This window comes from Sorangium sp. So ce295, assembly GCF_051527405.1.
GTDB lineage: Bacteria > Myxococcota_A > Polyangia > Polyangiales > Polyangiaceae > Sorangium > Sorangium cellulosum_B.
On sequence record NZ_CP150324.1, the window covers coordinates 2,384,682 to 2,406,081 of the forward strand.

The following is a 21,400-nucleotide window of genomic DNA, read 5'->3' on the forward strand; positions in this document are numbered from 1 at the left end:
GAAAGGTAGCGACCATGCAATGGCTCGCGGCAATCTGCATCCGTAGGCCGGTATTCGCCTCGGTGATCGTCCTGCTCCTGACGGTGCTCGGGGCGTTCTCCTACTTCGGCCTCGGCGTGGACCGGTTCCCCAAGGTCGAGTTCCCGTTCATCGTCGTGACGACCGTCCTCCCCGGCGCCGCGCCCGAGGAGGTCGAGACGGAGCTCTCCGACAAGATCGAGTCGGCGGTCAACACGATCAGCGGCATCGACGAGCTGCGCTCGGCCTCGGTCGAGGGGCTCAGCCAGGTCATGATCTCCTTCCAGCTCGAGAAGGACGTCGACGTCGCCGCGCAGGAGGTGCGCGACAAGGTCGAAGGCATCCTCGCGGATCTGCCGGAAGGGATCGAACCGCCGGTGGTCGGCAAGCTCGATCCGGACGCCGCGCCGATCCTCACGCTCGCCGTCTCGTCGCCGAAGGCGGACGTCCGCTCGGTGACCGAGTTCGCCGACAAGACGCTCCGGCGCGAGCTGGAGTCGCTCGCGGGCGTCGGACAGGTGCTGCTCATCGGCGGCCGGAGCCGGCAGATCAACATCTGGATCGATCCGGAGAAGCTCGAGAAGTACGCCCTGACCGGCGGCGTGGTGGCCCAGGCGCTGGCGAGCCAGAACGTCGAGATCCCGGCCGGCCGGATCGAGCAAGGGGGCAGGGCGCTCACCCTGCGGACGCGCGGCCGGGTGCAGTCGGTCCAGCAGATGGCGGACATCGTGCTCGCGAACCGCGACGGCTACTCCGTCCGGCTCGGCGACGTCGCGGAGGTCCAGGACGGCATGGCGGAGCCGGAGTCCGCCGGCTTCCGCGGCCTCGATCCTGCCGTGCTCCTCAGCATCCGCAAGCAGAGCGGGACGAACACCGTCGAGGTCATCGACGGGCTGAAGGCGCGGATCAGCGAGGTGGAGAAGCGCCTCCCCGAGGGGTACAGCATCGCCGTCGCCCGCGATCAGTCGGAGTTCATCAAGAACTCGGTCCACGCGGTCAAGGAGCACCTCGTGCTCGGCGCGGTGCTCGCCGCGATCATCGTCGCGCTCTTCCTCGCGAACGCCCGCAGCACGCTCATCTCGGCGATCGCCATCCCGACGAGCATCATCTCCACGTTCGCCCTGATGAAGGTGGCGGGCTTCACGCTCAACGGGATCACGCTCCTCGCGCTGACGCTGGCGGTCGGCATCGTGATCGACGACGCGATCGTCGTCCTCGAGAACTGCTACCGCTGGATCGAGGAGAAGGGCGCGAGCCCGTGGGAGGCGGCGCTCCAGGGCACGAAGGAGATCGGCCCCGCGGTGCTCGCGACGACGCTCTCGCTGGTCGCCGTCTTCCTCCCGGTCGCGTTCATGAGCGGCATCGTCGGCCGCTTCCTGAACTCGTTCGGCCTCACCATGGCGTTCTCGATCCTGGTCTCGCTGATCGTGAGCTTCACGCTCACGCCCATGCTGTCCGCGCGATGGCTGAAGAAGCCGGAGAAGCACGACGCCGGTAGCTCCAAGGAGTCGCGCTTCTACGGGCCGATCGAGCGCGGCTACATGGCGATCCTCCGCTGGTCGATGGCGCACCGCTGGGTGATCGTGCTCGCCTCGCTCCTGGCGCTGTTCTCGATCCCGGTGCTGGGGAAGATGGCCAAGTTCAACTTCCTCCCGGTCGAGGACGAGTCGCAGTTCCAGGTCAGCATGCGCGCGCCCGAGGGCGTGAGCCTCGACGGGACGCGCGTCATCGCCACGCGGATCGCGTCGGACATCGAGAAGCTCCCCGGCGTGCTCTACACGCTGACGACGATCGGCGACGATCCGCAGAAGACGCCGAACCTCGCCACCATCTACGTGAAGCTCAAGCCGGCGGATCAGCGCGCGCTGTCGCAGCAGGACCTCATCGATCGCGCTCGCCGCGAGCTCACGCCGCAGTTCGACGCGGAGAAGCTCCGTGCGAACATCGGCGTCGTGCCCGCCTTCTCCGGCGGTCAGAGCACCCAGATCGCCTATCAGGTGCAGGGCCCCGACCTCCAGAAGATCGGCGTCTACTCCGACGCGCTGCTGCAGAAGCTCAAGGCCATCCCGGGTGTCGTCGATCCGGACACCTCGCTGCTCGTGGGCAAGCCGGAGATCCGCGTGGTCATCGACCGCAAGAAGGCCGCCGATCTCGGCGTTCAGGTCGGCGACGTGGCCAGCACCCTGCGGCTCCTGGTCGGCGGGTACAAGGTGTCGACCTACAACGAAGGCGGGGAGCAGTACGAGGTGCGCGCGCGCGCGCTGTCGAGCTTCCGCTCCGACAAGGAAGGCCTCGCGAAGATCACGGTGCCGTCGACCAAGCTCGGCGCCGTGACGCTCGACAACGTGGTGTCGTTCGCCGAGGGGACGGGCCCGTCGCGCATCGAGCGGTACAACCGGCAGCGGCAGGTCATGCTGACCGCCAACCTCGAGGCGGGCTACTCGCAGCAGACGGTCATCCAGGAGCTCGACAAGGCCGCCGCGGAGATGAACCTCGCGTCCGGCTACTCCGCGGGCCCGGTCGGCGCGTCGAAGGAGCTCATCAAGATGATGAAGAGCTTCCTCGTCGCCCTCCTCCTGTCGCTGGTCTTCATGTACCTCGTGCTCGCGGCGCAGTTCGAGTCGTGGCTGCACCCGATCACGATCCTCCTGTCGCTGCCGCTGACGGTGCCGTTCGCGTTCATCGCGGTCATCATCTTCCGGCAGTCGCTCAACATCTTCTCGCTGCTCGGCATCGTCGTGCTGTTCGGCGTCGTGAAGAAGAACTCGATCCTCCAGATCGATCACACGATCAAGCTGCGCGAGCACGGCTTGCCGCGGGCGCAGGCCATCCTGGAGGCGAACCGCGACAGGCTCCGGCCGATCCTGATGACCACGCTCGCGTTCGTCGCCGGCATGATCCCGCTCGTCGTCTCGAGCGGCGCGGGCTCGGGCACGAACCGCGCGACCGGCTTCGTGATCATCGGCGGGCAGACGCTGGCGCTCCTCCTGACGCTGCTCGCGACCCCGGTCGCCTACTCGCTGTTCGACGACGTCTCCTCGTGGCTCAAGCGGATGCTGCCCTTCATGCGGGGCAACGACGACCAGGGCGATCCGCGCGGGGCGGGGGAGGGCGGCGTCGCTCCGGCGGGGGATGGGGTCGCCGCGGCGGGGCACCGCGGCGCCGCGGCGCGCGCCGCCGTCGCGCACGACGCGGGCCGGCCGGCGTCGGCGCAGCTCGACTAGCGGCACCCAGACCGCGCTCCGGGGCCGCGGCGCGCCGCGCCCGGCCCCCTTCGCTACCGCGGCGAGGCGCTCACTGCGCTTCGCCGTGGACCTTGCGCAGGATCACCTCGAGCAGCCCGTCGAACGCGTCGCGCATCGCCCAGGCCTGGGCGGCCTCGTCGTCGAGGCCAGCCGCCTTGCGCCGCCCCTCGACGAGCGCGTTCTTCGGGCCCCTGCACGCGGGGCCGAGCCGGCGCTCCATGTCGAGCGAGGCGCCTGCGTAGACGTGATAGCAGGACGCGAAATCCCCCTGGTTGTAGAGGGGCGAGCCGACCTGGATCGCGCCGTCCATCGTGCGCGCCAAGACGAGCAGGTCACCCTCGGTGCAGCCGCGGAGGATCGCGAGCGCGTGGTGAGGCACCGATCGCTTGACCGCCGGCAGCCCTTGCTCTTCGTCGGCCGTCTCGGCCGCGAACGTCGAGAGCGGGACGGGATCGGGGCGCACGAGCAGCCGCTTGAGGTAGTCGGCGGGCACGCCGAAGTTGAGGTTCTGCCCCTGCGTCGAGACCGCCGCGGCGACGCCGATCACCTCGCCGTGATCGTTGAACAGCGGGCCGCCCGAGGAGCCTGGCGCGATCGGCGCGGAGATCTGCAGCAGCGTCAGCTCCGGATCCACGACGCGGACCGCGCTCACGAGGCCGTTCGACACGGTGTCCGCGAGGCCGAGCGGATGGCCGATCGCGACGACCGGATCGCCCGGGCGGACCGCGCCGCTGTTGCCGAGGGAGAGCAGCGGGAGCCTCCGAGGCGCGTGGATCCGGACGATCGCCAGATCTCGAGCCTCGTCGAACGCGAGCACCTCGAGCACCGGGTGCTCGCTCTGATCCGAGAGGACGACCTTGAGGTCCGGCATCCCGGCGACGACGTGGAAATTCGTCGCGATCCAGCCGTCCTCGCGCACGAGGAAGCCCGCCCCGAGCGAGCCGTCGCCGCGGATCGTGACGACCGCCGGCATGGCGCGCGCCGCGATCTGCGCTGGCGTCATCGCCGCGGGCCGTGACGCGGAGGTCGCCGGCTGGCTCGCCGAGCTCGCGGTGCAGCCGAGCGCCGCGATCGCCGCCGCGGCGACGAGCGCCGAGACGCGCGGCCAGGCGCGCCGCAGCGGGGGACGGGGGCGCGATGGAGGAGCGGCGCAGGAGGGCCGGTCGTCGTCATGGAGCTCGCCTGGCAGGCTGCGGTGGTTCATGTCGCTCCCCGAGGCCGCCGCGTGAGCGACCTCCCTCCAGCAAGCGTAACGAAGACCCGACGGATCGTCTCGCGCGCCCGGAGAAAATCCGGTCGTGCCCGCATATGCTGTCGCGGTGAGCCAAGACCACGACGCGCGCGATCCTATCTTCGCCCTCAGCGACGAGTTCGTCGAAGCCTTCGCTGCCCGCTGTCCTGCCCATGCCACCCTCGCGGGCATCCCCTGCGACGAAGGCGCCTGGAACGACTGGAGCCCGAGCGGCGCCGCGTCCTGGGCCTCCACGGTCGCGTCCTTCCAGGAGCGGCTCCGCTCGCTGCCGCCGCCGCGCCCCGGGGTGGAGGCGCGGTGGGGTCGCCTCGCACGCCGTGTCATGGCGGATCACCTGGAGGAGCGGCTCGACGATTTCCGTCACGGCGAGCACCTGCGCGATCTCAACAACATCGAGTCGGCGTTCCAGCACCTCCGGATGGTCTTCGACCTCATGGATGTCCACAGCGCCGCCGGCTGGGAGGCCATCGCGTCGCGCCTGGAGGGGCTGCCGCGCGCGTGCGACAGCTACCGCGCTTCGCTCGAGGAGGGGCGCCGGACGGGCCAGCTCGTCGCGCGTCGCCAGGTGTTCGCCGTGATCGAGCAGGCGCGCTACCAGGCGGGCGACGCGTCGTTCTTCCTCACGCTGCCGGCCGCTCACGAGGCGTCGGGTCGCGGCGCGGGCGCCGTCCGCGCGCGCGTCGTCGACGGCGTCGAGCGGGCGCGCGCCGCGTTCGGCGCGCTCGCCGGCTACCTGGAGCAGACGTACTTGCCGAGCGCGCGCGCCGCGGACGCCGTGGGAGAGGAGCGCTACCTGCGCCTCGCGCGCCGCTTCCTCGGCGCGAGCATCGACCCGATCGAGACCTACGCCTGGGGGTGGTCCGAGGTGCACGCCATCGAGGCCCAGATGGCGCGCCTCGCCGGCGAGATCCTCCCCGGCGCGTCGCTGTCCGAGGTGATCGATCTGCTCATGACCGACCCCGCCCGGTGCGCGCAGGGCTCCGACGAGTTCCTCCGCATCATGTCCGAGCGCCAGCGAAAGGCGCTCGCCGATCTCGACGGCGTCCATTTCGACATCCCGGCGCCCATCCGTCACATCGAGGTGAAGCTCGCTCCGCCGGGCGGCGCGCTCGGCGCCTACTACGTGCCCCCGAGCGACGGCTTCAAGCGGCCCGGCACCGTCTGGTATGCGCCCGGCACGAAGCAGGCGTTCCCGCTCTACGAGGAGATCACCACGGCGTACCACGAGGGCTTTCCTGGCCATCACCTGCAGTGCGCGCTCCAGGTGCACCTCGATGACCGGCTGAGCCGGCTCCACCGCTTCCTGGTGACGAACTCCGGCCACGCCGAGGGGTGGGCCCTCTACGCCGAGCAGCTGATGTACGAGCTCGGTTATTTCGAGCGCCCCGATTACGTGCTCGGGATGCTCGCGGGCAAGCTGACGCGCGCCTACCGCGTCGTCCTCGACATCGGCATGCACCTGGAGCTGCCGATCCCCCGGGACGCGCCGCTCCACGCCGGCGAGCCCTGGCGCTACGAGATCGCCGTCGAGTACCTCCAGCGCCGGGCCTTCCTCCCGCCGGATCACGCGCACAGCGAGGCGACGCGCTATCTGGGCTGGCCGGGGCAGGCGATCTCCTACAAGGTCGGCGAGCGCGTCGTCCTGGAGCTGCGCGACACGCTGCGGCGCCGCCACGGCGAGGCCTTCGATCTGAAGGCGTTTCACGCCAGGGTGATCGGCTCCGGGTCCGTCGGGCTCGACCATCTGCGCGAGATCGTGCTCGACGACGCCGCGCACTGATCGCGCGTCAGACACGCGCGCGTCAGACACGCGCGCGTCAGACACGCGCGTGCCGCCCGCCCGCCCGCTTCGCGCCTCGACGCGCGGCCACGCGCGTGCCAATCGACGCGGGTGAGCGCTCCCCCAGCGAATGAAGTCCTCGAGGCGCGGCCGGACGGCTCGGACCTCTGCACCGCGTGCGGCCTCTGCTGCACGGGGCTGCTCTTCGACGTCGCGCCGCTCGAGGAGCACGAGATCCCGCGGGCCGAGAAGCTGCGCCTGCCCCTCGCTTGCAATCGGTACCACGACGCCTTCAGCCTGCCGTGCCCCTGCCACCTCGACCGGAAGTGCACCGTCTACGAGATGCGCTTCTCCGTGTGCAGCAGCTACGAGTGCGGCCTGCTCCGGCGCTGCAAGGCGGGCGAGGTGCCGCTCGGCGAGGCGCTGTCCCGCGTCGAGCGCGTGCTGCGCCTGGCGGACGACGTGCGCGCGCGGGTGCCGCCGCTCGTGCCGCCGCGTCCGCTCTGGGACGAGGCCCGCGAGCACATCCGCCGGCGTGACGCCGAGGACCCGTCGCCGGCGTGGCAGGGCGAGCGCGGCGCGCTCGTCGCCGCGCTCGGTGAGCTCCGGGTCGCGTGCAGGGAAGGGCTCGATCCGTAGCGCCGGCGCCTCGCGAGGGACGCGGGAAATGGTCTTTCCCATGCCGGGGTCCAATCCGCGGGGCGCTCCAGCGTGCTTTGGAGACCTCCCTCTCTCTGTCCTGCAAAGATCTCCAGGCCCCCCGGGACACCGACGAGCGCGGAGACTCCCATGCTTCGTCCAGGCCGAGCGTGATCCGCCCTCGGCTGCGCGGGCCATGCCCTCGTCAACATGCTTGTCTCGGCCTCCCGGCGGCAGGCTCCAGGCCGTATATACGACCCATGGAACCGACGATCCGCCGGATGACCAACAAGTATTCTGCCATCGCTGCAGTGATCAGCTTCGTCACTCAGCCCATTCCCGGGGCAGATGAGTTGATCGTGGTTCCCATTCATTACTCCTTCTCCGTGTCGCTGACCCGGCGCCGGGGCGTGTCGCTCCGCAGGGCTCCGTGGCTGCAGGTGAGCAAGATCATCTGGGGTGGAGCGGGCGTAAGGCTCTTCGCCAACTTCACGCTCGGCCTCGTCCCGGTCGCCGGTCTCTTCTCCAATGCGGTCACCGCCGTCGCCTTGACGGAGTTCCTGGGCCGCTACCTCGACGCCGCGCTGAGCAGCGAGGCGCCGCCTCCCGCGGTCTCCATCAGGGCCATCAGGGATGCCCTGCGGAACCCAAGGCAAGCGCGGAGCGCTCAGCGGTTGTGGTCCAGGATCCGCCGCGCCGTCCGGGAATCCGCCCCTGCGCCGACTCCTGGTTGAGGCGCCTTGTCCCGCTGGACGGGAAGCTCGGAGCTCGCGCGGCCTCGGGGCGCCCCGCAGTCGTGACGGGGGCCCACGGAAGGAATCCGCGGCGCCGGGTCATCCGCCGCACGCTCTCCCGCCTGCGCGCCGCGTTGACGAGCGCGTCGTCGGCGCGCCCGACGTGGACCCGACGTGGAGCCGCCTCGGTCCGCCCGCGCGCGGCGGTCTCGCCTGCGTCTCTCCTGGCGATCGCCGCCCAGATCGAATAGATCCCCGGCCATGCTCTCCGAGACCCGCGAGAAAGTCCTCGACATCAAACGGCGCTTTGAGGCGCTAAGGGGGCATCTTTGACGTCCCCAAGCTCGAACGGATGCTCCAGGATCTGACCCAGACGACGCTGTCGCCGGGGTTCTGGAACGATCAGGAAAAGGCCCAAGCCGTCCTCCGCAAGCGCGCCCAGGTCGAGTCGAAGCTCGAGGTGGCGCAGCGGCTCGGCCGCGAGATCGAGGATCTCGCGGAGTACCTCGAGCTCGGCGCTGCCGAGGGCGACGAGGGCGTCATCGCCGACGCCGACGCGCAGGCCGGCGCCATCGCCGGGCGCCTGCGCAAGGTCGAGCTCGATCGCATGCTGTCCGGCCCCGCCGACCGCGGCAACGCCATCGTCAGCATCCACCCGGGCGCCGGCGGCACCGACGCGAAGGACTGGGCGTCCATGCTCCTCCGCATGTACCTGCGCTTCTGCGAGCGCCGTGGGTACAAGACGGAGATCATCGACTACCAGGACGGCGACGAGGCCGGCATCGACGCCGTCACCCTCACGGTGAGCGGCGACGCCGCCTACGGCTATCTGCGCTCCGAGGCCGGGGTCCACCGCCTCGTCCGGATGAGCCCGTTCAACGCCGATCACACGCGCCAGACCGCGTTCGCCGCCGTCGAGGTCACCCCGGACAGCGACGACGAGATCAACATCCAGGTGAACGAGAAGGACATCGAGATCACGACGATGCGCGCCGGCGGCAAGGGCGGGCAGAACGTGAACAAGGTCGAGACCGCCGTTCGCCTGCGGCACCTCCCGACCGGCCTGAACATCGTGTGCCGCGCCGAGCGCAGCCAGCACCAGAACCGCGCGATGGCGATGAAGGTCCTCAAGGCGAAGCTGTACGAGATGGAGCTCCAGAAGCGGGATGCGGAGGTCCAGGCCTACAACGCCGCGAAGAGCGCCATCAACTTCGGCAGCCAGATCAGGAACTACGTCCTCGCGCCCTACCGGCTCGTCAAGGACGTGCGCACCTCCACCGAGGCCACCGACGTGGACGCCGTCCTCGACGGCGATCTCGAGGGCTTCATCGAGGCCTATTTGCTCGCCGCGGCCGGCGGTTCGCTCAGGAAGGGCGGCTCCGTCGCGGAGGACGACGCTCCGTGAGCCAGCAAAAAGACAGACCGAACGACAAGAAGACCGAGCGGCTCGTGAAGGAGGCCGCCGAGGCCGCGCGCGCCGAGGAGACGCTGATCGCCACCCGCAAGGCGAAGGCGGCCCGCCTCCGCGCCCGCGGCGACAACCCGTTCGCCAACGACGTCACGGAGGGCGAGCCGCTCGTCGAGCTCGCGGCCGTCCGCGCCCGCTTCGACGGGGCGCGGGCCGCGGCCGAGCCGAGGCCCGAGGGCGCCGCGCCCGAGCGATCCGCCTCCTCCGCGGCGGATCGCTACGATCCGGCGCGCGTCGAGCCGGTCCCGCTCCGCGTCGCGGGCCGGGTCCTCTTCGTGCGCTCGTTCGGCGGCGTCACCTTCGTCCGGCTGCGCGACCGAACCGGCGAGCTCCAGCTCTACTGCGAGCAGGGGATCCTCGCCGATTTCGAGCGGCTGGAGGACATCGATCTCGGCGACTTCGTCGAGGCCCACGGCGTCGCGATGGCGACGCAGAAGGGCGAGCTCTCGATCCGCGCAGGGCGCCTCCGGCTGCTCACGAAGGCCTACCGCCCGCTGCCGACCAAGACGAGCTTCAAGGACGTCGAGTCGCGCTACCGCATGCGGTACGTCGATCTCGTGGCCAACCCGCACGTCGCGGGGGTCTTCCGCGCCCGCACCGCGATCGTCGCCGCGCTGCGCGAGTTCCTCGACGCGCGCGGCTTCCTCGAGGTCGAGACCCCGACGATGCACACGCTCGTCGGCGGCGCTGCCGCGAAGCCGTTCAAGACCCACCACAACGCGCTCGACCTCGAGCTCTTCATGCGCATCGCGCCGGAGCTCTTCCTGAAGCGGCTCGTGGTCGGCGGCTTCGAGCGCGTCTACGAGATCGCGCGCTGCTACCGGAACGAGGGGCTGTCGACGCGGCACAACCCCGAGTTCACGATGCTCGAGTACTACCAGGCGTACGCGACGTACGAGACGCTGATGGACGCGACCGAGGCGATGCTCTGCCACGTCGACGCCCGCCTCGCCGAGCGGCTCCCGGCCGAGCACGCGGCCTGGGCGGCGCAGCGCACGTACTCGCTCGAGCGCTTCGAGCGCGTCCCCATGGCCGAGGGGATCGCCCGCGCCCTGGCGAAGTCGGGCTTGCCGGCCGACGTCCCGCAGCGCGTCGCCGCGGACGACGCCCCGATCAAGGAGTGGGCGAAGGCGGCGAAGGCGAGCGGGCGCGAGATCGACTGGACGAACTTCCGCGCGGGCGCGAAGAAGTGCGAGTCCCCGGGTGAGCTCGTCTTCTGCGCCTACGAGTACGTTGTCGAGCCGTTCCTCACGAGGGACTACCGCACGGAGGCGGGCGACAAGAGCGTGCCTGTCTTCATCATCGACTATCCCTTCGAGGTCTCCCCGCTCGCGCGCAAGAAGGACAGCGATCCTTCGCTGGTCGACCGCTTCGAGCTCTTCATCGACGGCCGCGAGCTCTGCAACGCCTTCAGCGAGCTCAACGACCCCGAGGACCAGGACGCGCGCTTCCGCGCGCAGGTCGAGAAGAAGTCCCGGGGCGAGGAGGAGGCGATGGATTACGACGCCGACTACGTCCGCGCCCTGGAGCACGGCCTCCCGCCGACGGCGGGCTTCGGCATGGGGGTCGATCGCCTGACGATGCTCCTCACCGGCGCGACCTCCATCCGCGACGTCATCCTGTTCCCGCTCCTCCGTCCCGAGACCGACGCGTGATCGAGCTCTCCAGGTCGTTGCAGGCGGCGCTCCTCGCCGCCGTTGCTCTTGGCATCGTCCTGCTCGCCTGGCGGGGCTACACCCGCTTCGACAAGAAGGGCGAGCTGGAGCCGCGGCGTCCCGGCGTCGTGCGCGTCGGGGTCGTGGTCGCTCTCACGGGCGCCAGCCTGCTCGCGCTCACGCTCATCGCGTCCAGCGGGCGCGCGAAGAGCCTCGCGCCCATCGGCGCCTTCTTCGCGGGCAATACCCAGCTGATCGCCCAGCTCGTCGCCACGCTGATCGTGGGGGGTGCCCTTCGGCTGTTCCGGGCCAGGATGGCTGCGGACAACGCCCGGTGGCTCTCCGGCAGGTGGGGGTCCAAGGCCCGCGTGGGGCTCCGCGTGCTCGGCGCGATGTCCCTGATCGCCGCGCTCGCGATCGTCGTCCTCTGGGTCGCGGTCCTGCCCATCCAGCCGACCTTCAGGTGGATCCTTGGAGGCATCCTTTTCGGCGCGGGCGCGGGCTATCTGGTCGCCGGGAGCCGCCCCGTCCGCAGGGGGCTCTATCGCGCGCTCGGCTGGTGGTGGGGCGCGCTCGTGGGCGTTGCGTTCGGCGTCACCGCGACGCTCACGGCCAGGATGCCCGTCGGGAAGGGCGCGTCGTTCAATTCGACGGATCAGATCATCCGCTTCACCGCGCTCGTCTCGAGCGTCGTCTTCCTGTTCTTCGTGCTGTCGGCGCTCCTGCCGCTCGCCCTCGACGCGCTCGAGCGCCGGAGCTTCGTGCCCCACGTGGCCGCGCGCCATGTGCGCGCCTCGAAGAGCGGCTTTCTCACGGTCATCTCGGTCCTGTCGATGGCCGGCGTCGCCGTCAGCTCGTGCGCCCTGTGCTCGGTGACGAGCATCATGGGCGGCTTCGGCGCCGATCTGAAGCGCAAGATCCTCGGCAACAACGCGCACATGGTCGTCGACGCCTCCCGCCCTGGCGGCTTCGGCAACTGGGACGACAAGCTCACCCAGGTGCGCGTCGCGCTCGCGCCCTACGGAGGCGCCGCGACCCCGGTCGCGGCCGGCGAGGCGATGGGCTCCAGCGCCTCGAACACCGCGGGCGCGCTCGTCCGCGGCATCGATCCGGACACCATCGGGCAGGTCATCGACCTCGCCAAGAACATCGAGGTCGGCAGCTTCGACTACCTGCGCGAGCCCGAGAAGCTGACGAGCCTGCCTCCCGAGGAGATCATCGGCCGAGGTCCTGGCGGGGAGCCGTACTTCAAGGGGCCGGACTTCCGCCAGCCAACGGACGTCGACCCGTCGGTGCGCGACTACCTGAAGCTGCAGACGCGCGTGTACCCGGGCGTCATCATCGGCCGCGAGCTCGCGAAATCGCTCCACGTGCTCGTCGGGGACGAGGTGACCCTCCTGTCGCCGATGGGCGAGCTCGGCCCCACCGGCGTGATGCCGCGCTCCCGCAGGTTCCGCGTCGCGGCGATCTTCTATAGCGGCATGTACGAGTACGACGTCACGCACGCGTACGTCTTGATGGAAGAGGCGCAGAAGTTCTTCAGCCTCGACGACAAGATCACCCATATCGACATCCGGGTCCCGGATCCCGAGCGGGTGCAGGAGGTCCGCCCGGCCGTGGAGGCGGCCGTCGCCGCGAGCGCCGCGCTCGACGAGGCGCCGGAGGGAGGAAAGCCGCCGCCTCAGCTCCGCGTCCGCGACTGGATGGAGATGAACAAGAACCTCTTCAGCGCGCTCAAGCTGGAGAAGATCGCGACGTTCATCATCCTGTCCATCGCCATCGCGGTCGCGAGCTTCTGCATCGTCTGCACGCTGCTCCTCATGGTGACCGAGAAGGGCAAGGAGATCGCCGTCCTGAAGGCGCTGGGCGCCTCGGACAACGCGGTGATGCGCGTGTTCATGCTCGAGGGCGTGATCATCGGCGCCATCGGCACGATCTACGGTGTCGGCACCGCGCTCGCGGTCTGCACGGGCCTGTACTGGTTCGGTGTCCGGCTCGATCCGGACGTCTATTACATCGACCGGTTGCCCGTGAACGTGAACCTCTCCGACTACGCGATGGTCGCGGTCGCGTCGCTGCTCATCTGCACCATCGCCACCATCTACCCGGCCCGCGCCGCCTCGAGGCTCTCTCCGGTCGACGGGCTCCGCTACGAGTAATCACTCCATGTCCACTCCGCTCGTCGTCGTCGAAGACCTCCGCAAGACCTTCGTTCACATGGGCCGCGAGCTCCACGTGCTCTGCGGCATCGACATCGTCATCAACCAGGGCGAGGTCGTGGCGTTCGTGGGCCCCTCCGGCGCCGGCAAGAGCACGTTCCTCCACTGCATCGGCACGCTGGACCTCCCGACGAGCGGCCGTATCCGCCTCGGCAACGACGAGCTCACCGGCCTCCCGGGCTCGCGGCTCGCGGCGATCCGGAACCGGACGATCGGCTTCGTCTTCCAGTTCCACCACCTGCTCCCCGAGTTCAACGCGGTCGAGAACGTGATGATGCCGGGCCTCATCCAGGGGAAGACCCGCCGCGAGATGGAGCCGCTCGCGCGCTCGCTGCTCGCCGAGGTCGGGCTCGCAGCGCGCGCGACGCACCGGCCGGGGGAGCTGTCGGGCGGCGAGCAGCAGCGCGTGGCCCTGGCGCGGGCGCTCGTCCTGTCGCCGAAGCTCCTCCTCGCCGACGAGCCGACCGGGAACCTCGACACCGCGACGAGCGACTCGATCCACCAGCTGTTCTTCGAGATGAACCGCAAGCACGGCACCACGATCGTGGTTGTCACGCACAACCTCAGCTTCGCCGAGTCGATGCCGCGCGTGGTGACGATGCGCGACGGGACGATCGAGAGCGATCGCATCGGCAGCGAGCGCGCCGCGGCCCTCGGGTACCGCGACGGCTCAGCCGGATAGCCGCTCGCTCAGCAGCTCGGCCGCGCGCAGCGACATGGCCATGATGGTCATCTGCGGGTTCACGCCGAGCGACGAGGGGATCGCGCTTCCATCGCACACGTAGAGCCCGGCGACGTCGTGCGCCTGGTGGTCCGGTCCGAGGCACGATGACCGCGGATCCACCCCGATACGGCATGTCCCGAGCGGGTGGAACGCGGCCACGTCGAGGTCCCCGGCCTTGATCTGCCGCGCCTTGAGCCGCTCCAGGTCCGCGGGGCCGTTCACCTCGTCGCAGCCGGCGACGAGCGGCAGGACGCGCCGCGCCCCCGCGGCCAGGAACACCTCGCAGAGCAGCTCGACCCCGCGCTTCATCTTCGCGAGGTCCTCCCCGTTCATCGTGTAGAGCACGAGCGGCGTGCCGCCGATCCCCGGCTTCACCTCGCCGCGGCTCGTGTCCTTGATCATGAACCCGAACGTCGCGAGGTGCGGGTACCGCTCCATCAGCTCCGTGTAGCGGTGTCCCGTCCAGGGCACGGCCAGCGCGGCGACGTCGAACGGGAGCGAGCCTCCCTCGAACATCAGCCCTTCATCGGCGAAGTGGTCGATCTGGTAGCCCTGCGGGATGCCTTGCCACTGATCGATCCGCTCATCGAAGAGCGCCATCACCTTCGAGGCCGGGTGGATCGAGAGGTTCTTTCCCAGCGCGCCGCTCGACAGGCATGCTCCGCTCCGGCGCAGGAGCAGCGGCGTCATCAGCGCGCCGCCGGCCACGACGACGGCCTCCGCCCTGACCACGAGCCGAGGCTGCCGCCTTGCGCCGCTCGCCGCGCGGTCGTCGTTGCCTCCGGCCCTCGTGTCGCCGCCGAGCACTGCAGTCGCCCCCCGCGCGCGGCCCGCCACGATGTCGATCGTCCTGACCCGCGCCGCGGTGATCAGCTGCGCGCCCCGCTTGAGCGCCTCGGGCACGTAGCTCACGTCGGTCGAGCGCTTGGCCCCCGTGGGGCAGCCGAAGCAGCAGATCCCCTGCCCATCGCAGTCCGGCGCGTTGCGCTGGAGCGGCCCGTGCCGCAGCCCGAGCCGCTCCGCCCCGCGCCGGACGATCGGCCCGATCGCCCCGAGGTGAAGCGGGTCGGCGGGGGCGACCTGGAGCATGCGCTCGACGCGCTCGTAATAGGGAGCGAGCCCGCCGGACGAGAACTCCGCAGGGAGCCTCATGCCGTCGCGCCACGACGCGAAGGTGCTCTCCGGAGCCCGGTAGCAAGTACCGGAGTTGATCACGGTGCTCCCTCCGACGGCGCGCCCCGCGAACACGGGGATATTCACGTTGCCGAGCGTCATGTCGAGCCCGTGGTCGCGGTACATCTCCCGGTAGGCGCGCGCGGGCCGGCCGGTGAAGCTCGAGCGGCGGTGGAAGTCGCCCTCCTCGAGCATGAGCACCGCGTGTCCGCGCGACGCGAGCTCGTAGGCCGCGGCCGCTCCGCCGGCGCCGGTGCCGATCACGAGGACCTCGCACTCGAGCTCCAGGTCCTCCTCGACCTCGCGCCCGTCGGTCACCTGCGCGAGCCAGCGCGGCGCCTCGTCGCGCACCGTGGGCAGCTCGTAACGGCAGCCGACGTGCTTGAACATCTCGGGCCGGTCGTAGTGGACGAACCTGAGCGGCGTGAGCGCGGCGCGGAGCACCGAGCGCAGCGTCCGCGCCCGGCTCTGCTCGAAGCCGCGGAGCACCTCCATCCGCTCCTCGAGCGGCAGCGCCGACAGCGGCCTGAGCCGGAACGGAAGGGGAGCGAGCTCTATCGCCCACAGCGCCGCGCGCACCCCCTGCGCCAGGTGCGGCGGGATCGAGCCGAGCCAGGCCGCGAGTCGGCTGGCGGTCGCGGCGCCCGCGCCGTCGAGGAAGCGGCCGGGCGGCATCGCCGCCTCGGCGAGCGCGGCGGCAATACGCATCTCCCGCCCAGAGAGCCTGGGTGCCGTGCCGTCCTTTGCCTCGGGGGCGCTCTCCGCGCCGGCATCCTCCCTCGGTGTCCCGGGCCAGCGTTCCCTCCGCTCCAGCGCGGGCAAGCGCCCGAAATCGAGGTCCAATCCAAGGGTCATGGTCCTCCGAATCGCTCGTGAAAGCTTCTGTTAATTCTGTAGCAACAGAATCGTCGCGATGCAAGGCGGGCTGATCCGCTGGTGGGCGCGGCGCGCAGGCGGGCTGATCCGCTGCTCTCGCGCGTGCGGGACGTGTCGCACAGGCGGGCTGATCCGCTGGTCTTGCGCGTGCCGGACGCGGCGCGCAGACGCCCTGTCACGGCATCGGCAGGACCCAGATCGGCGAGCGAGGCTGGAGCTCCAGGTGCTTCCAGGCGTCCTCGGCGATCGCCATGCCGAGCTCTCCCTCATCCCGGAGGCTCGCGGCGACCGCGCGAAAATAAGGGGCGTCTGGGCGCTCGATCGCGAGGATGCCCTTCGGATCCGACGGGCTCGGGGTGAACGGGCGGCCCGCCTTCGCCCGGCGCGTATCGCTCACGAGCGAGATTTCGTCCATGCGGGCGGTGAAGTGCGGCCCTCCGTCGAACGGATCGACCCTGTGAGCGTAGCGGAAGCCGACGCGGCGGAGCAGCTTCTCCACCCCCCGGGTCTGCGCCCCGACCTTCCCGATCACGCGCTGCGCGTCCTCGGGCAGCAGCGAGGCGTAGATGGTCCCCTCCGGGAAGAGCCCCTTGATGAACTCCTTGTTCTTCTTGGAGAGGAGATCCGCGTCGGCATAGCTCATGTCGGTGAACTTGCGCCCGAGCGCTTCCCAGAGGTGGCTTGTCCCGTCCGGCTCGAGCGGGGGCATCAGCTCCGCGAGGATCTCGTCCTGGAACAGCGCGGATCGCGCGGCCATGTAGAGGAAGCGAACATAGGAGATCATCGTGCCGAGCCGCTCGGGCCCTTGCCGGTACTCCGGCATGAGCACGAGCCCGCCGATCTCCGTGGGGCCGTTGTACGAGTAGCCGATGCGCAGCACGGTATGATGGAAGTGCTTGTCGATCGTGGCCGAGTACTTCTCCTCGTCGAGCACGTCGAAGAAGATGTAGGGGATGCCGCGCCGGCCGAGCTGCGCGATGATCATCGACGTCCCGACGATCATGCCCTTGTCGCCCTTCGTCAGGTCGACGAGCACGAAGACGTATTGGCGGAGGCGGGGATCCTGGATCGCCCCGTTGAAGCTCTTGTGGCTCTCGGCGACGATCTCGTGGATTGCGTCACGGTTGTTCGGCAGGTTGACCGAGTTCAGGTGGCGCGCGACATAGAGGAGCTGTTCCTCGTCGCCGGTCACGGCTGCGCGTATCTCGAACGAGATCATCGCCGGAAGCCTACGCGTGGCGCCCGTCCTTCGCCATTGCTCCGGAGGCCGCGCGCACGGCGCAGAGCGGCGATCGCCGCGCACCCTGGCCGGCCGGACAGCGCGAGCCTGCCGCAGGACGTCGCGCGCGTCAGCCGAGCTCAGCGCGCGACGCTTCGTCCGTGGCGTCGAGCGGCGGCTCCGCGCGTCAGCCGAGCTGAGCGCGCAGCGCGTCGTCCATGGCATCGAGCGGCGGCTCCTGCCCGGTGTACAGCCGGAACTGCTCGGCAGCCTGGTGGAGGAGCATCCTCCCGCCGTGAACGGCGGTCGCTCCGCGCCGACGCGCCGCCGCCACGAGCTCCGTGATCATCGGTTTGTACACGATATCCATCACCAGGAGACCTTCCCGCAACCACTCCTCCGGGACAGGGCTTCGCGGATCGACCTCGGCCATGCCGAGCGACGTGGCGTTCACGAGGACGCCGTGGTCGGGCGAGAGCGCCGCTGCGTCGAGGGGCACGGCCGCCCCGCCGACCGCCGCCGCGAGCCGCCGCGCCTTCTCGAGATCGCGGTTCGCCACCGTGACGCTGGCGCCGCGCTCCGCGAGCCCGAACGCGACAGCGCGCGCCGCGCCGCCGGCGCCGAGGAGCAGCACCCGCGCGCCCACGAGCCGCGTCACCTCCTCGAGCGCCCGCACCGCGCCGATCCAGTCGGTATTGTAGCCCCTGAGGCGCCCGTCATTGTTCACGATCGTGTTGACCGCGCCGATCCGCTCGGCGACGGGATCGAGCTCGTCGAGCCATGGAATTACCGCCTGCTTGTAGGGCATCGACACGCCGAGGCCGCGGATCCCGAGCGCGCGCATCCCGCGCGTCGCGCCTTCAACATCGGTCACCGCAAAAGGGATATAGGTAAAATCGAGTCCCAGCGCGCGGTAGCCGGCGAGGTGCATGGCGGCCCCTGTCGTTACCGGATGACGCGACATTGATCCGCAGAGTGTGAGGCGGCCCAGAGCTTGGGAGAGTGGTGCAGTCGATGAAGTGCAGCCGTGCATGCAGCGAAGCTGGCTTGTCTCGAGCGCGGATGCTAGCCCCGCCAGAGATGAGCGAGCCCAGCGTTCCCCGGCCGGCGGTGGAGGCCGCGGCGGTGTGCCTCCAGCCCGACAAGGCCGGACTTTTCATGCTTCGATCCGATCGCGCGCTCGCGCGGCGCGCCTACCAGACGGTCGCGCCGTTCGGGCGGAGCCTGCTCAAGATCCTCGCGGCGCTCGCGATCCTCACGCTGGGTCGCTCGACCCTCGCGGACCAGTACCACGTGCCCACCGGCTCGATGTGGCCGACGATCACCCCCGGCGATCGCATCCTCGTCGACAAGGTCGCCTACGGGCTCCGCGTCCCGCTCACGGATCACTACCTGTTCGAGCGCAGCGGGCCGAGCGCCGGCGACGTGGTGCTCTTCGCGGATCCGCGCGGCGGGCCCACCCTCCTCGTCAAGCGGGTGATCGCGCTCTCGGGCCAGACGGTGATGCTCCGGCAAGGCGTGCTGTACGTCGACGGCGCGGCGCAAGCCCTCGAGCAGCTCGTGGACGGCACGAGGGTGGAGCACCTCGGCGAGGTCACCCACGCGGCCGGCGAGCCCGACTTCGACGCGTTCGGTCCGGTCGTCGTCCCGCCGGACCACCTCTTCGTGATGGGCGACAACCGCGCCGCGTCGCTCGACAGCCGGGCGATGGGGGCGGTGCCGAGAGAGCTCCTGCGCGGCCGCGTGCTCCGTGTCGTCTATCACCATGACGCCACGGGCTTCGATCTGTCCCGCGCGCTGCGGAGCGTCGACTGAGCGGCAGCTCTAGGCTTCCCCTCTTGCCACCATCTCCCTGAGCTCATCGCCGCTCAGGGTCTCGACCTCGTAGAGCCGGGCGGCGACGCGCTCGAGCGTCGGCCGGTGCCCCTGGATCAAAGCGCGCGCCCGCGCCTCCGCGTCCGCGAGGATCCGCGCGACCTCCGCGTCGATCGCGCGCGCGGTCGCGTCGCTGCACTCCCGCGGCCCTGCGCCGGACGGCATCGCGCCCTGCGCTTCGCCGAGGAACGACAGCGGCCGGCGCGGATCGAGCGCCGAGAGCCCGAGCCCTTGGCCCATCCCGAGCTCGCGGACCATGCGACGCGCGAGCTCGGTCGCGTTGAGCAGATCGTCCTGCGCGCCGGTCGAGAGGTCTCCGACGGCCTCCTCCTCGGCGACGCGGCCCCCCAGCAGCACGACCAGCCGATCGAGGATCTCCTGCCGGCTCCACAGGTAACGATCCTCGCGCGGCTGCTGGATCGTGTACCCGAGGGCGCCCGGTCCCCGCGGCACGATGGACACCTTGCGCACCGGATCCTGCGTCGGCAGCAGCGAGGCGGTCAGCGCATGCCCCACCTCGTGGTAGGCGACGACGAGCTTCTCGCGCGCTCCGAGCCGCCTGCCGCGGCGCTCGAGCCCGGCGAGCCCGCGCTCGATCGCCGCCTCCAGGTCGCTCTGTCCCACCGCCTCCGCGCCGCGCCGCGCCGCGAGCAGCGCGGCCTCGTTGACGATGTTCGCGAGGTCGGCGCCGACGAGCCCCGCGGTCTGCGCGGCCACGGCGTCGAGATCCGCGCCAGGATCGAGCGCCACCTTCCTCGCGTGCACCGCGAGGATCTCCTTCCGTTCGGCGAGGTCGGGCCGATCGATGTGCACCCGGCGGTCGAACCGCCCCGGCCTGAGCAGCGCAGGATCGAGGATCTCGGCGCGGTTCGTCGCGGCGATCACGACCATGGCCGTGTGCGCGTCGAACCCATCCATCTCGGTGAGGAGCTGGTTGAGCGTCTGCTCCCGCTCGTCGTGGCCGCCGACGGATCCGCCGAGGCCGCGCACCTTGCCGACCGCATCGAGCTCGTCGATGAACACGAGGCATGGCCCCTTCTCGCGCGCCTGGGAGAAGAGGTCGCGCACGCGCGCGGCGCCGACGCCGACGAACATCTCCACGAACTCCGACCCGCTTGCGCTGAAGAAGGGTACGCTCGCCTCTCCCGCGATCGCCCGAGCGAGCAACGTCTTGCCCGTGCCGGGCGGCCCCACGAGGAGCACCCCTCTGGGCATCCGCCCGCCGAGCTTCTCGTAGCGCTCGGGCGCTTTGAGGAAGTCGACGATCTCGCCGAGCTCCGTCTTCGCCTCGGCGTTGCCCGCGACATCGCGGAAGGTCGCGATCGCGCCCCGCTCCTCGTAGAGCCGCGCCTTGTGCTTGCCGAAGGCGGTCGCGGCGCCCGAGATGGTCCCTGCCGTCGTCGCGCGGCGCGACGCGAGGTGGCCCATCGCCGCCAGACCGGCGAGCGGCAGCAGCAGCCAGAGGTACGGCGGCAGCCCCAGCTCGTCCGCGACGCGCGTGTACGGGATCCCTCGCCGGTCGAGATCGGCGAGCAGATCCTTCTCGGTCTGCTCGATGCGCCCCGTGCGATAACTCTGCGGCGCGCGCGCGCTCAGGCCGGGCACCGCGCGTCCGATGTACATGTCGTCCCGGATCTCGATCTCGGCGAGCTCTCCGCTCTCCGCGAGCGAGCGGAAGCGCGCGTAGGGGATCCGCCCGTCGGACGCCGCCATCACCTGAAGCAGCAACGCCGAGCCGAGCACCAGGACGAGAACAATCCAGAGCGACCGCATGCTCCCGCCTCCGCACGGACGAGCGACATGGCCGGCGAGGCCGACCTGTCGTCACGGTGCGCCCTGCACGGAGCCTGCCAAGGCGGCCCGCGCACCCTCGCGGCAGGTGCGGCGAGCCGAGGCGTCGCTCGATCCGCCGCGCAGCGCCGAGCGCGCCCGGCGCGGCATGGACGCCCGGCGCGAGCCGATCAACCCTCGCTGTATGGGGAGAGCTCTTTTCTTGATCATGGTCACGGGTCCGTTGTCGACGTTGCTGCTCGGGTGCGGAGGGGCCTCGCCGCCTCCGATCGAGCAGCCCGAGCCCGCGCGGTCGGAGGAGCCGTCGCTGCCGGCCGAGCCCACGAGCGATGCCGCCCAGGGCGCCGAGGCGCGGGAGGCAGACGCCGAGCCCGCCGCGGCGGCGCCGGCGCCGCCGCGTCGCGACGACTCGGTGCCCGACGACTACGCGCTCATGCATGGCGACTGCGTGGATCTGGGCAAGCGGCTCACAGTGCTCACGCGCTCGGAGCAGGTCGCGGCGCTCAGCGCCAAGCTCACGGCGGAGCAGCGGGGCGAGACCGAGAAGAAGATCGACGCCGTCGCGGCCACGCTGGGGGAGCAGTACGCGCAGTCGTGCGAGCAGAACGTCGGCAAGAGCGTGGATCCGAGGTCGCTCAAGTGCGCGTTCGACGCGCGGACCGTCAGGGCGTTCGAGGCCTGCCTCAACGAGCCGCCGCCGTCCAAATGACGCATCGGCGACGCGGCGGGCGG

At 70.6% G+C, this 21,400-nt stretch carries 16 protein-coding genes; 11 read left to right on the forward strand and 5 right to left on the reverse strand.

Annotation, left to right across the window (positions count from 1 at the left end):
• Nucleotides 1-14: 14 nt before the first annotated feature.
• Complete coding sequence (locus WMF11_RS09095; protein ID WP_437977195.1) at nt 15-3,242, forward strand: efflux RND transporter permease subunit; 3,228 nt, start codon at nt 15-17, stop codon at nt 3,240-3,242.
• A 70-nt stretch (nt 3,243-3,312) separates the two neighbouring features.
• Here WMF11_RS09095 and WMF11_RS09100 read toward each other — a convergent pair whose 3' ends face one another.
• Nucleotides 3,313-4,236, reverse strand: coding sequence for a S1C family serine protease (locus WMF11_RS09100; RefSeq protein ID WP_437977196.1), 924 nt, complete (start codon nt 4,234-4,236; stop codon nt 3,313-3,315).
• On the opposite strand from WMF11_RS09100, the gene WMF11_RS09105 reads away from it, so the two are divergent.
• From WMF11_RS09105 to WMF11_RS09140, 8 genes are all read left to right on the forward strand, one after another.
• Nucleotides 4,235-4,492 (forward strand): hypothetical protein, encoded by a 258-nt coding sequence (locus WMF11_RS09105; protein WP_437977197.1) that lies wholly within the window; start codon nt 4,235-4,237, stop codon nt 4,490-4,492. The genes WMF11_RS09100 and WMF11_RS09105 overlap by 2 nt on opposite strands.
• A 90-nt stretch (nt 4,493-4,582) precedes the next feature.
• A complete protein-coding gene (locus WMF11_RS09110; protein ID WP_437977198.1) occupies nt 4,583-6,295 on the forward strand; it encodes a DUF885 domain-containing protein in 1,713 nt (570 codons plus the stop codon).
• A gap of 111 nt (nt 6,296-6,406) precedes the next feature.
• A complete protein-coding gene (locus WMF11_RS09115) occupies nt 6,407-6,934 on the forward strand; it encodes a hypothetical protein (RefSeq protein ID WP_437977199.1) in 528 nt (175 codons plus the stop codon).
• A 260-nt stretch (nt 6,935-7,194) separates the two neighbouring features.
• A complete protein-coding gene (locus WMF11_RS09120) occupies nt 7,195-7,668 on the forward strand; it encodes a hypothetical protein (RefSeq protein ID WP_437977200.1) in 474 nt (157 codons plus the stop codon).
• A gap of 261 nt (nt 7,669-7,929) precedes the next feature.
• Nucleotides 7,930-9,073 (forward strand): peptide chain release factor 2 gene (gene prfB / locus WMF11_RS09125; protein ID WP_437555342.1). Its coding sequence is split into 2 segments (ribosomal slippage): nt 7,930-7,998 and nt 8,000-9,073, totalling 1,143 coding nucleotides; the frame shifts between segments, so codons are not numbered across the junction.
• Nucleotides 9,070-10,791 carry a lysine--tRNA ligase gene (gene lysS / locus WMF11_RS09130; RefSeq protein WP_437977201.1) on the forward strand — a complete coding sequence of 574 codons (1,722 nt, stop codon included), beginning with the start codon at nt 9,070-9,072 and terminating at the stop codon, nt 10,789-10,791. The genes prfB and lysS overlap by 4 nt, the downstream gene beginning before the upstream one ends.
• The gene (locus WMF11_RS09135; RefSeq protein ID WP_437551095.1) at nt 10,788-12,950 is read left to right on the forward strand and encodes an FtsX-like permease family protein; all 2,163 of its coding nucleotides are present in this window, start codon (nt 10,788-10,790) and stop codon (nt 12,948-12,950) included. The genes lysS and WMF11_RS09135 overlap by 4 nt, the downstream gene beginning before the upstream one ends.
• 7 nt (nt 12,951-12,957) lie before the next feature.
• A complete protein-coding gene (locus tag WMF11_RS09140) occupies nt 12,958-13,692 on the forward strand; it encodes an ABC transporter ATP-binding protein (RefSeq protein ID WP_272101325.1) in 735 nt (244 codons plus the stop codon).
• Here the strand turns inward: WMF11_RS09140 and WMF11_RS09145 are convergent.
• The 3 genes from WMF11_RS09145 to WMF11_RS09155 all read right to left on the reverse strand — a co-directional run bounded on the left by WMF11_RS09145 (nt 13,681) and on the right by WMF11_RS09155 (nt 17,933).
• The gene (locus WMF11_RS09145) at nt 13,681-15,762 is read right to left on the reverse strand and encodes an FAD-dependent oxidoreductase (protein ID WP_437977202.1); all 2,082 of its coding nucleotides are present in this window, start codon (nt 15,760-15,762) and stop codon (nt 13,681-13,683) included. The two genes, WMF11_RS09140 and WMF11_RS09145, sit on opposite strands and share 12 nt — an antisense overlap.
• Nucleotides 15,763-15,958: 196 nt before the next feature.
• A complete protein-coding gene (locus tag WMF11_RS09150) occupies nt 15,959-17,002 on the reverse strand; it encodes an arginine N-succinyltransferase (protein WP_437551099.1) in 1,044 nt (347 codons plus the stop codon).
• 187 nt (nt 17,003-17,189) lie between these two features.
• Nucleotides 17,190-17,933 (reverse strand): shikimate dehydrogenase, encoded by a 744-nt coding sequence (locus WMF11_RS09155; RefSeq protein WP_437977203.1) that lies wholly within the window; start codon nt 17,931-17,933, stop codon nt 17,190-17,192.
• 149 nt (nt 17,934-18,082) lie between these two features.
• Here WMF11_RS09155 and lepB point away from each other — a divergent pair, with 149 nt between their 5' ends.
• Nucleotides 18,083-18,817, forward strand: a complete 735-nt coding sequence (gene lepB, locus WMF11_RS09160; protein ID WP_437977204.1) for a signal peptidase I — start codon at nt 18,083-18,085, stop codon at nt 18,815-18,817.
• 9 nt (nt 18,818-18,826) lie between these two features.
• On the opposite strand, the gene ftsH is transcribed toward lepB, so the two are convergent.
• Nucleotides 18,827-20,650 (reverse strand): ATP-dependent zinc metalloprotease FtsH, encoded by a 1,824-nt coding sequence (ftsH, locus tag WMF11_RS09165; RefSeq protein WP_437551104.1) that lies wholly within the window; start codon nt 20,648-20,650, stop codon nt 18,827-18,829.
• Nucleotides 20,651-20,876: 226 nt separating this feature from the next.
• On the opposite strand from ftsH, the gene WMF11_RS09170 reads away from it, so the two are divergent.
• A complete protein-coding gene (locus WMF11_RS09170; protein ID WP_437551106.1) occupies nt 20,877-21,377 on the forward strand; it encodes a hypothetical protein in 501 nt (166 codons plus the stop codon).
• Nucleotides 21,378-21,400 lie beyond the last annotated feature (23 nt).

Excerpts from the sequence above, each read along its gene's own strand:
- WMF11_RS09095 (WP_437977195.1), top strand. The coding sequence starts at position 15 with ATGCAATGGCTCGCGGCAATCTGCATCCGTAGGCCGGTATTCGCCTCG.
- WMF11_RS09105 (WP_437977197.1), top strand. The coding sequence starts at position 4,235 with ATGGCGCGCGCCGCGATCTGCGCTGGCGTCATCGCCGCGGGCCGTGAC.
- WMF11_RS09100 (WP_437977196.1), bottom strand. The coding sequence starts at position 4,236 with ATGCCGGCGGTCGTCACGATCCGCGGCGACGGCTCGCTCGGGGCGGGC.
- WMF11_RS09120 (WP_437977200.1), top strand. The coding sequence starts at position 7,195 with ATGGAACCGACGATCCGCCGGATGACCAACAAGTATTCTGCCATCGCT.
- WMF11_RS09140 (WP_272101325.1), top strand. The coding sequence starts at position 12,958 with ATGTCCACTCCGCTCGTCGTCGTCGAAGACCTCCGCAAGACCTTCGTT.
- WMF11_RS09145 (WP_437977202.1), bottom strand. The coding sequence starts at position 15,762 with ATGACCCTTGGATTGGACCTCGATTTCGGGCGCTTGCCCGCGCTGGAG.
- WMF11_RS09150 (WP_437551099.1), bottom strand. The coding sequence starts at position 17,002 with ATGATCTCGTTCGAGATACGCGCAGCCGTGACCGGCGACGAGGAACAG.
- WMF11_RS09155 (WP_437977203.1), bottom strand. The coding sequence starts at position 17,933 with ATGCACCTCGCCGGCTACCGCGCGCTGGGACTCGATTTTACCTATATC.
- lepB (WP_437977204.1), top strand. The coding sequence starts at position 18,083 with ATGAGCGAGCCCAGCGTTCCCCGGCCGGCGGTGGAGGCCGCGGCGGTG.
- ftsH (WP_437551104.1), bottom strand. The coding sequence starts at position 20,650 with ATGCGGTCGCTCTGGATTGTTCTCGTCCTGGTGCTCGGCTCGGCGTTG.
- WMF11_RS09170 (WP_437551106.1), top strand. The coding sequence starts at position 20,877 with ATGGTCACGGGTCCGTTGTCGACGTTGCTGCTCGGGTGCGGAGGGGCC.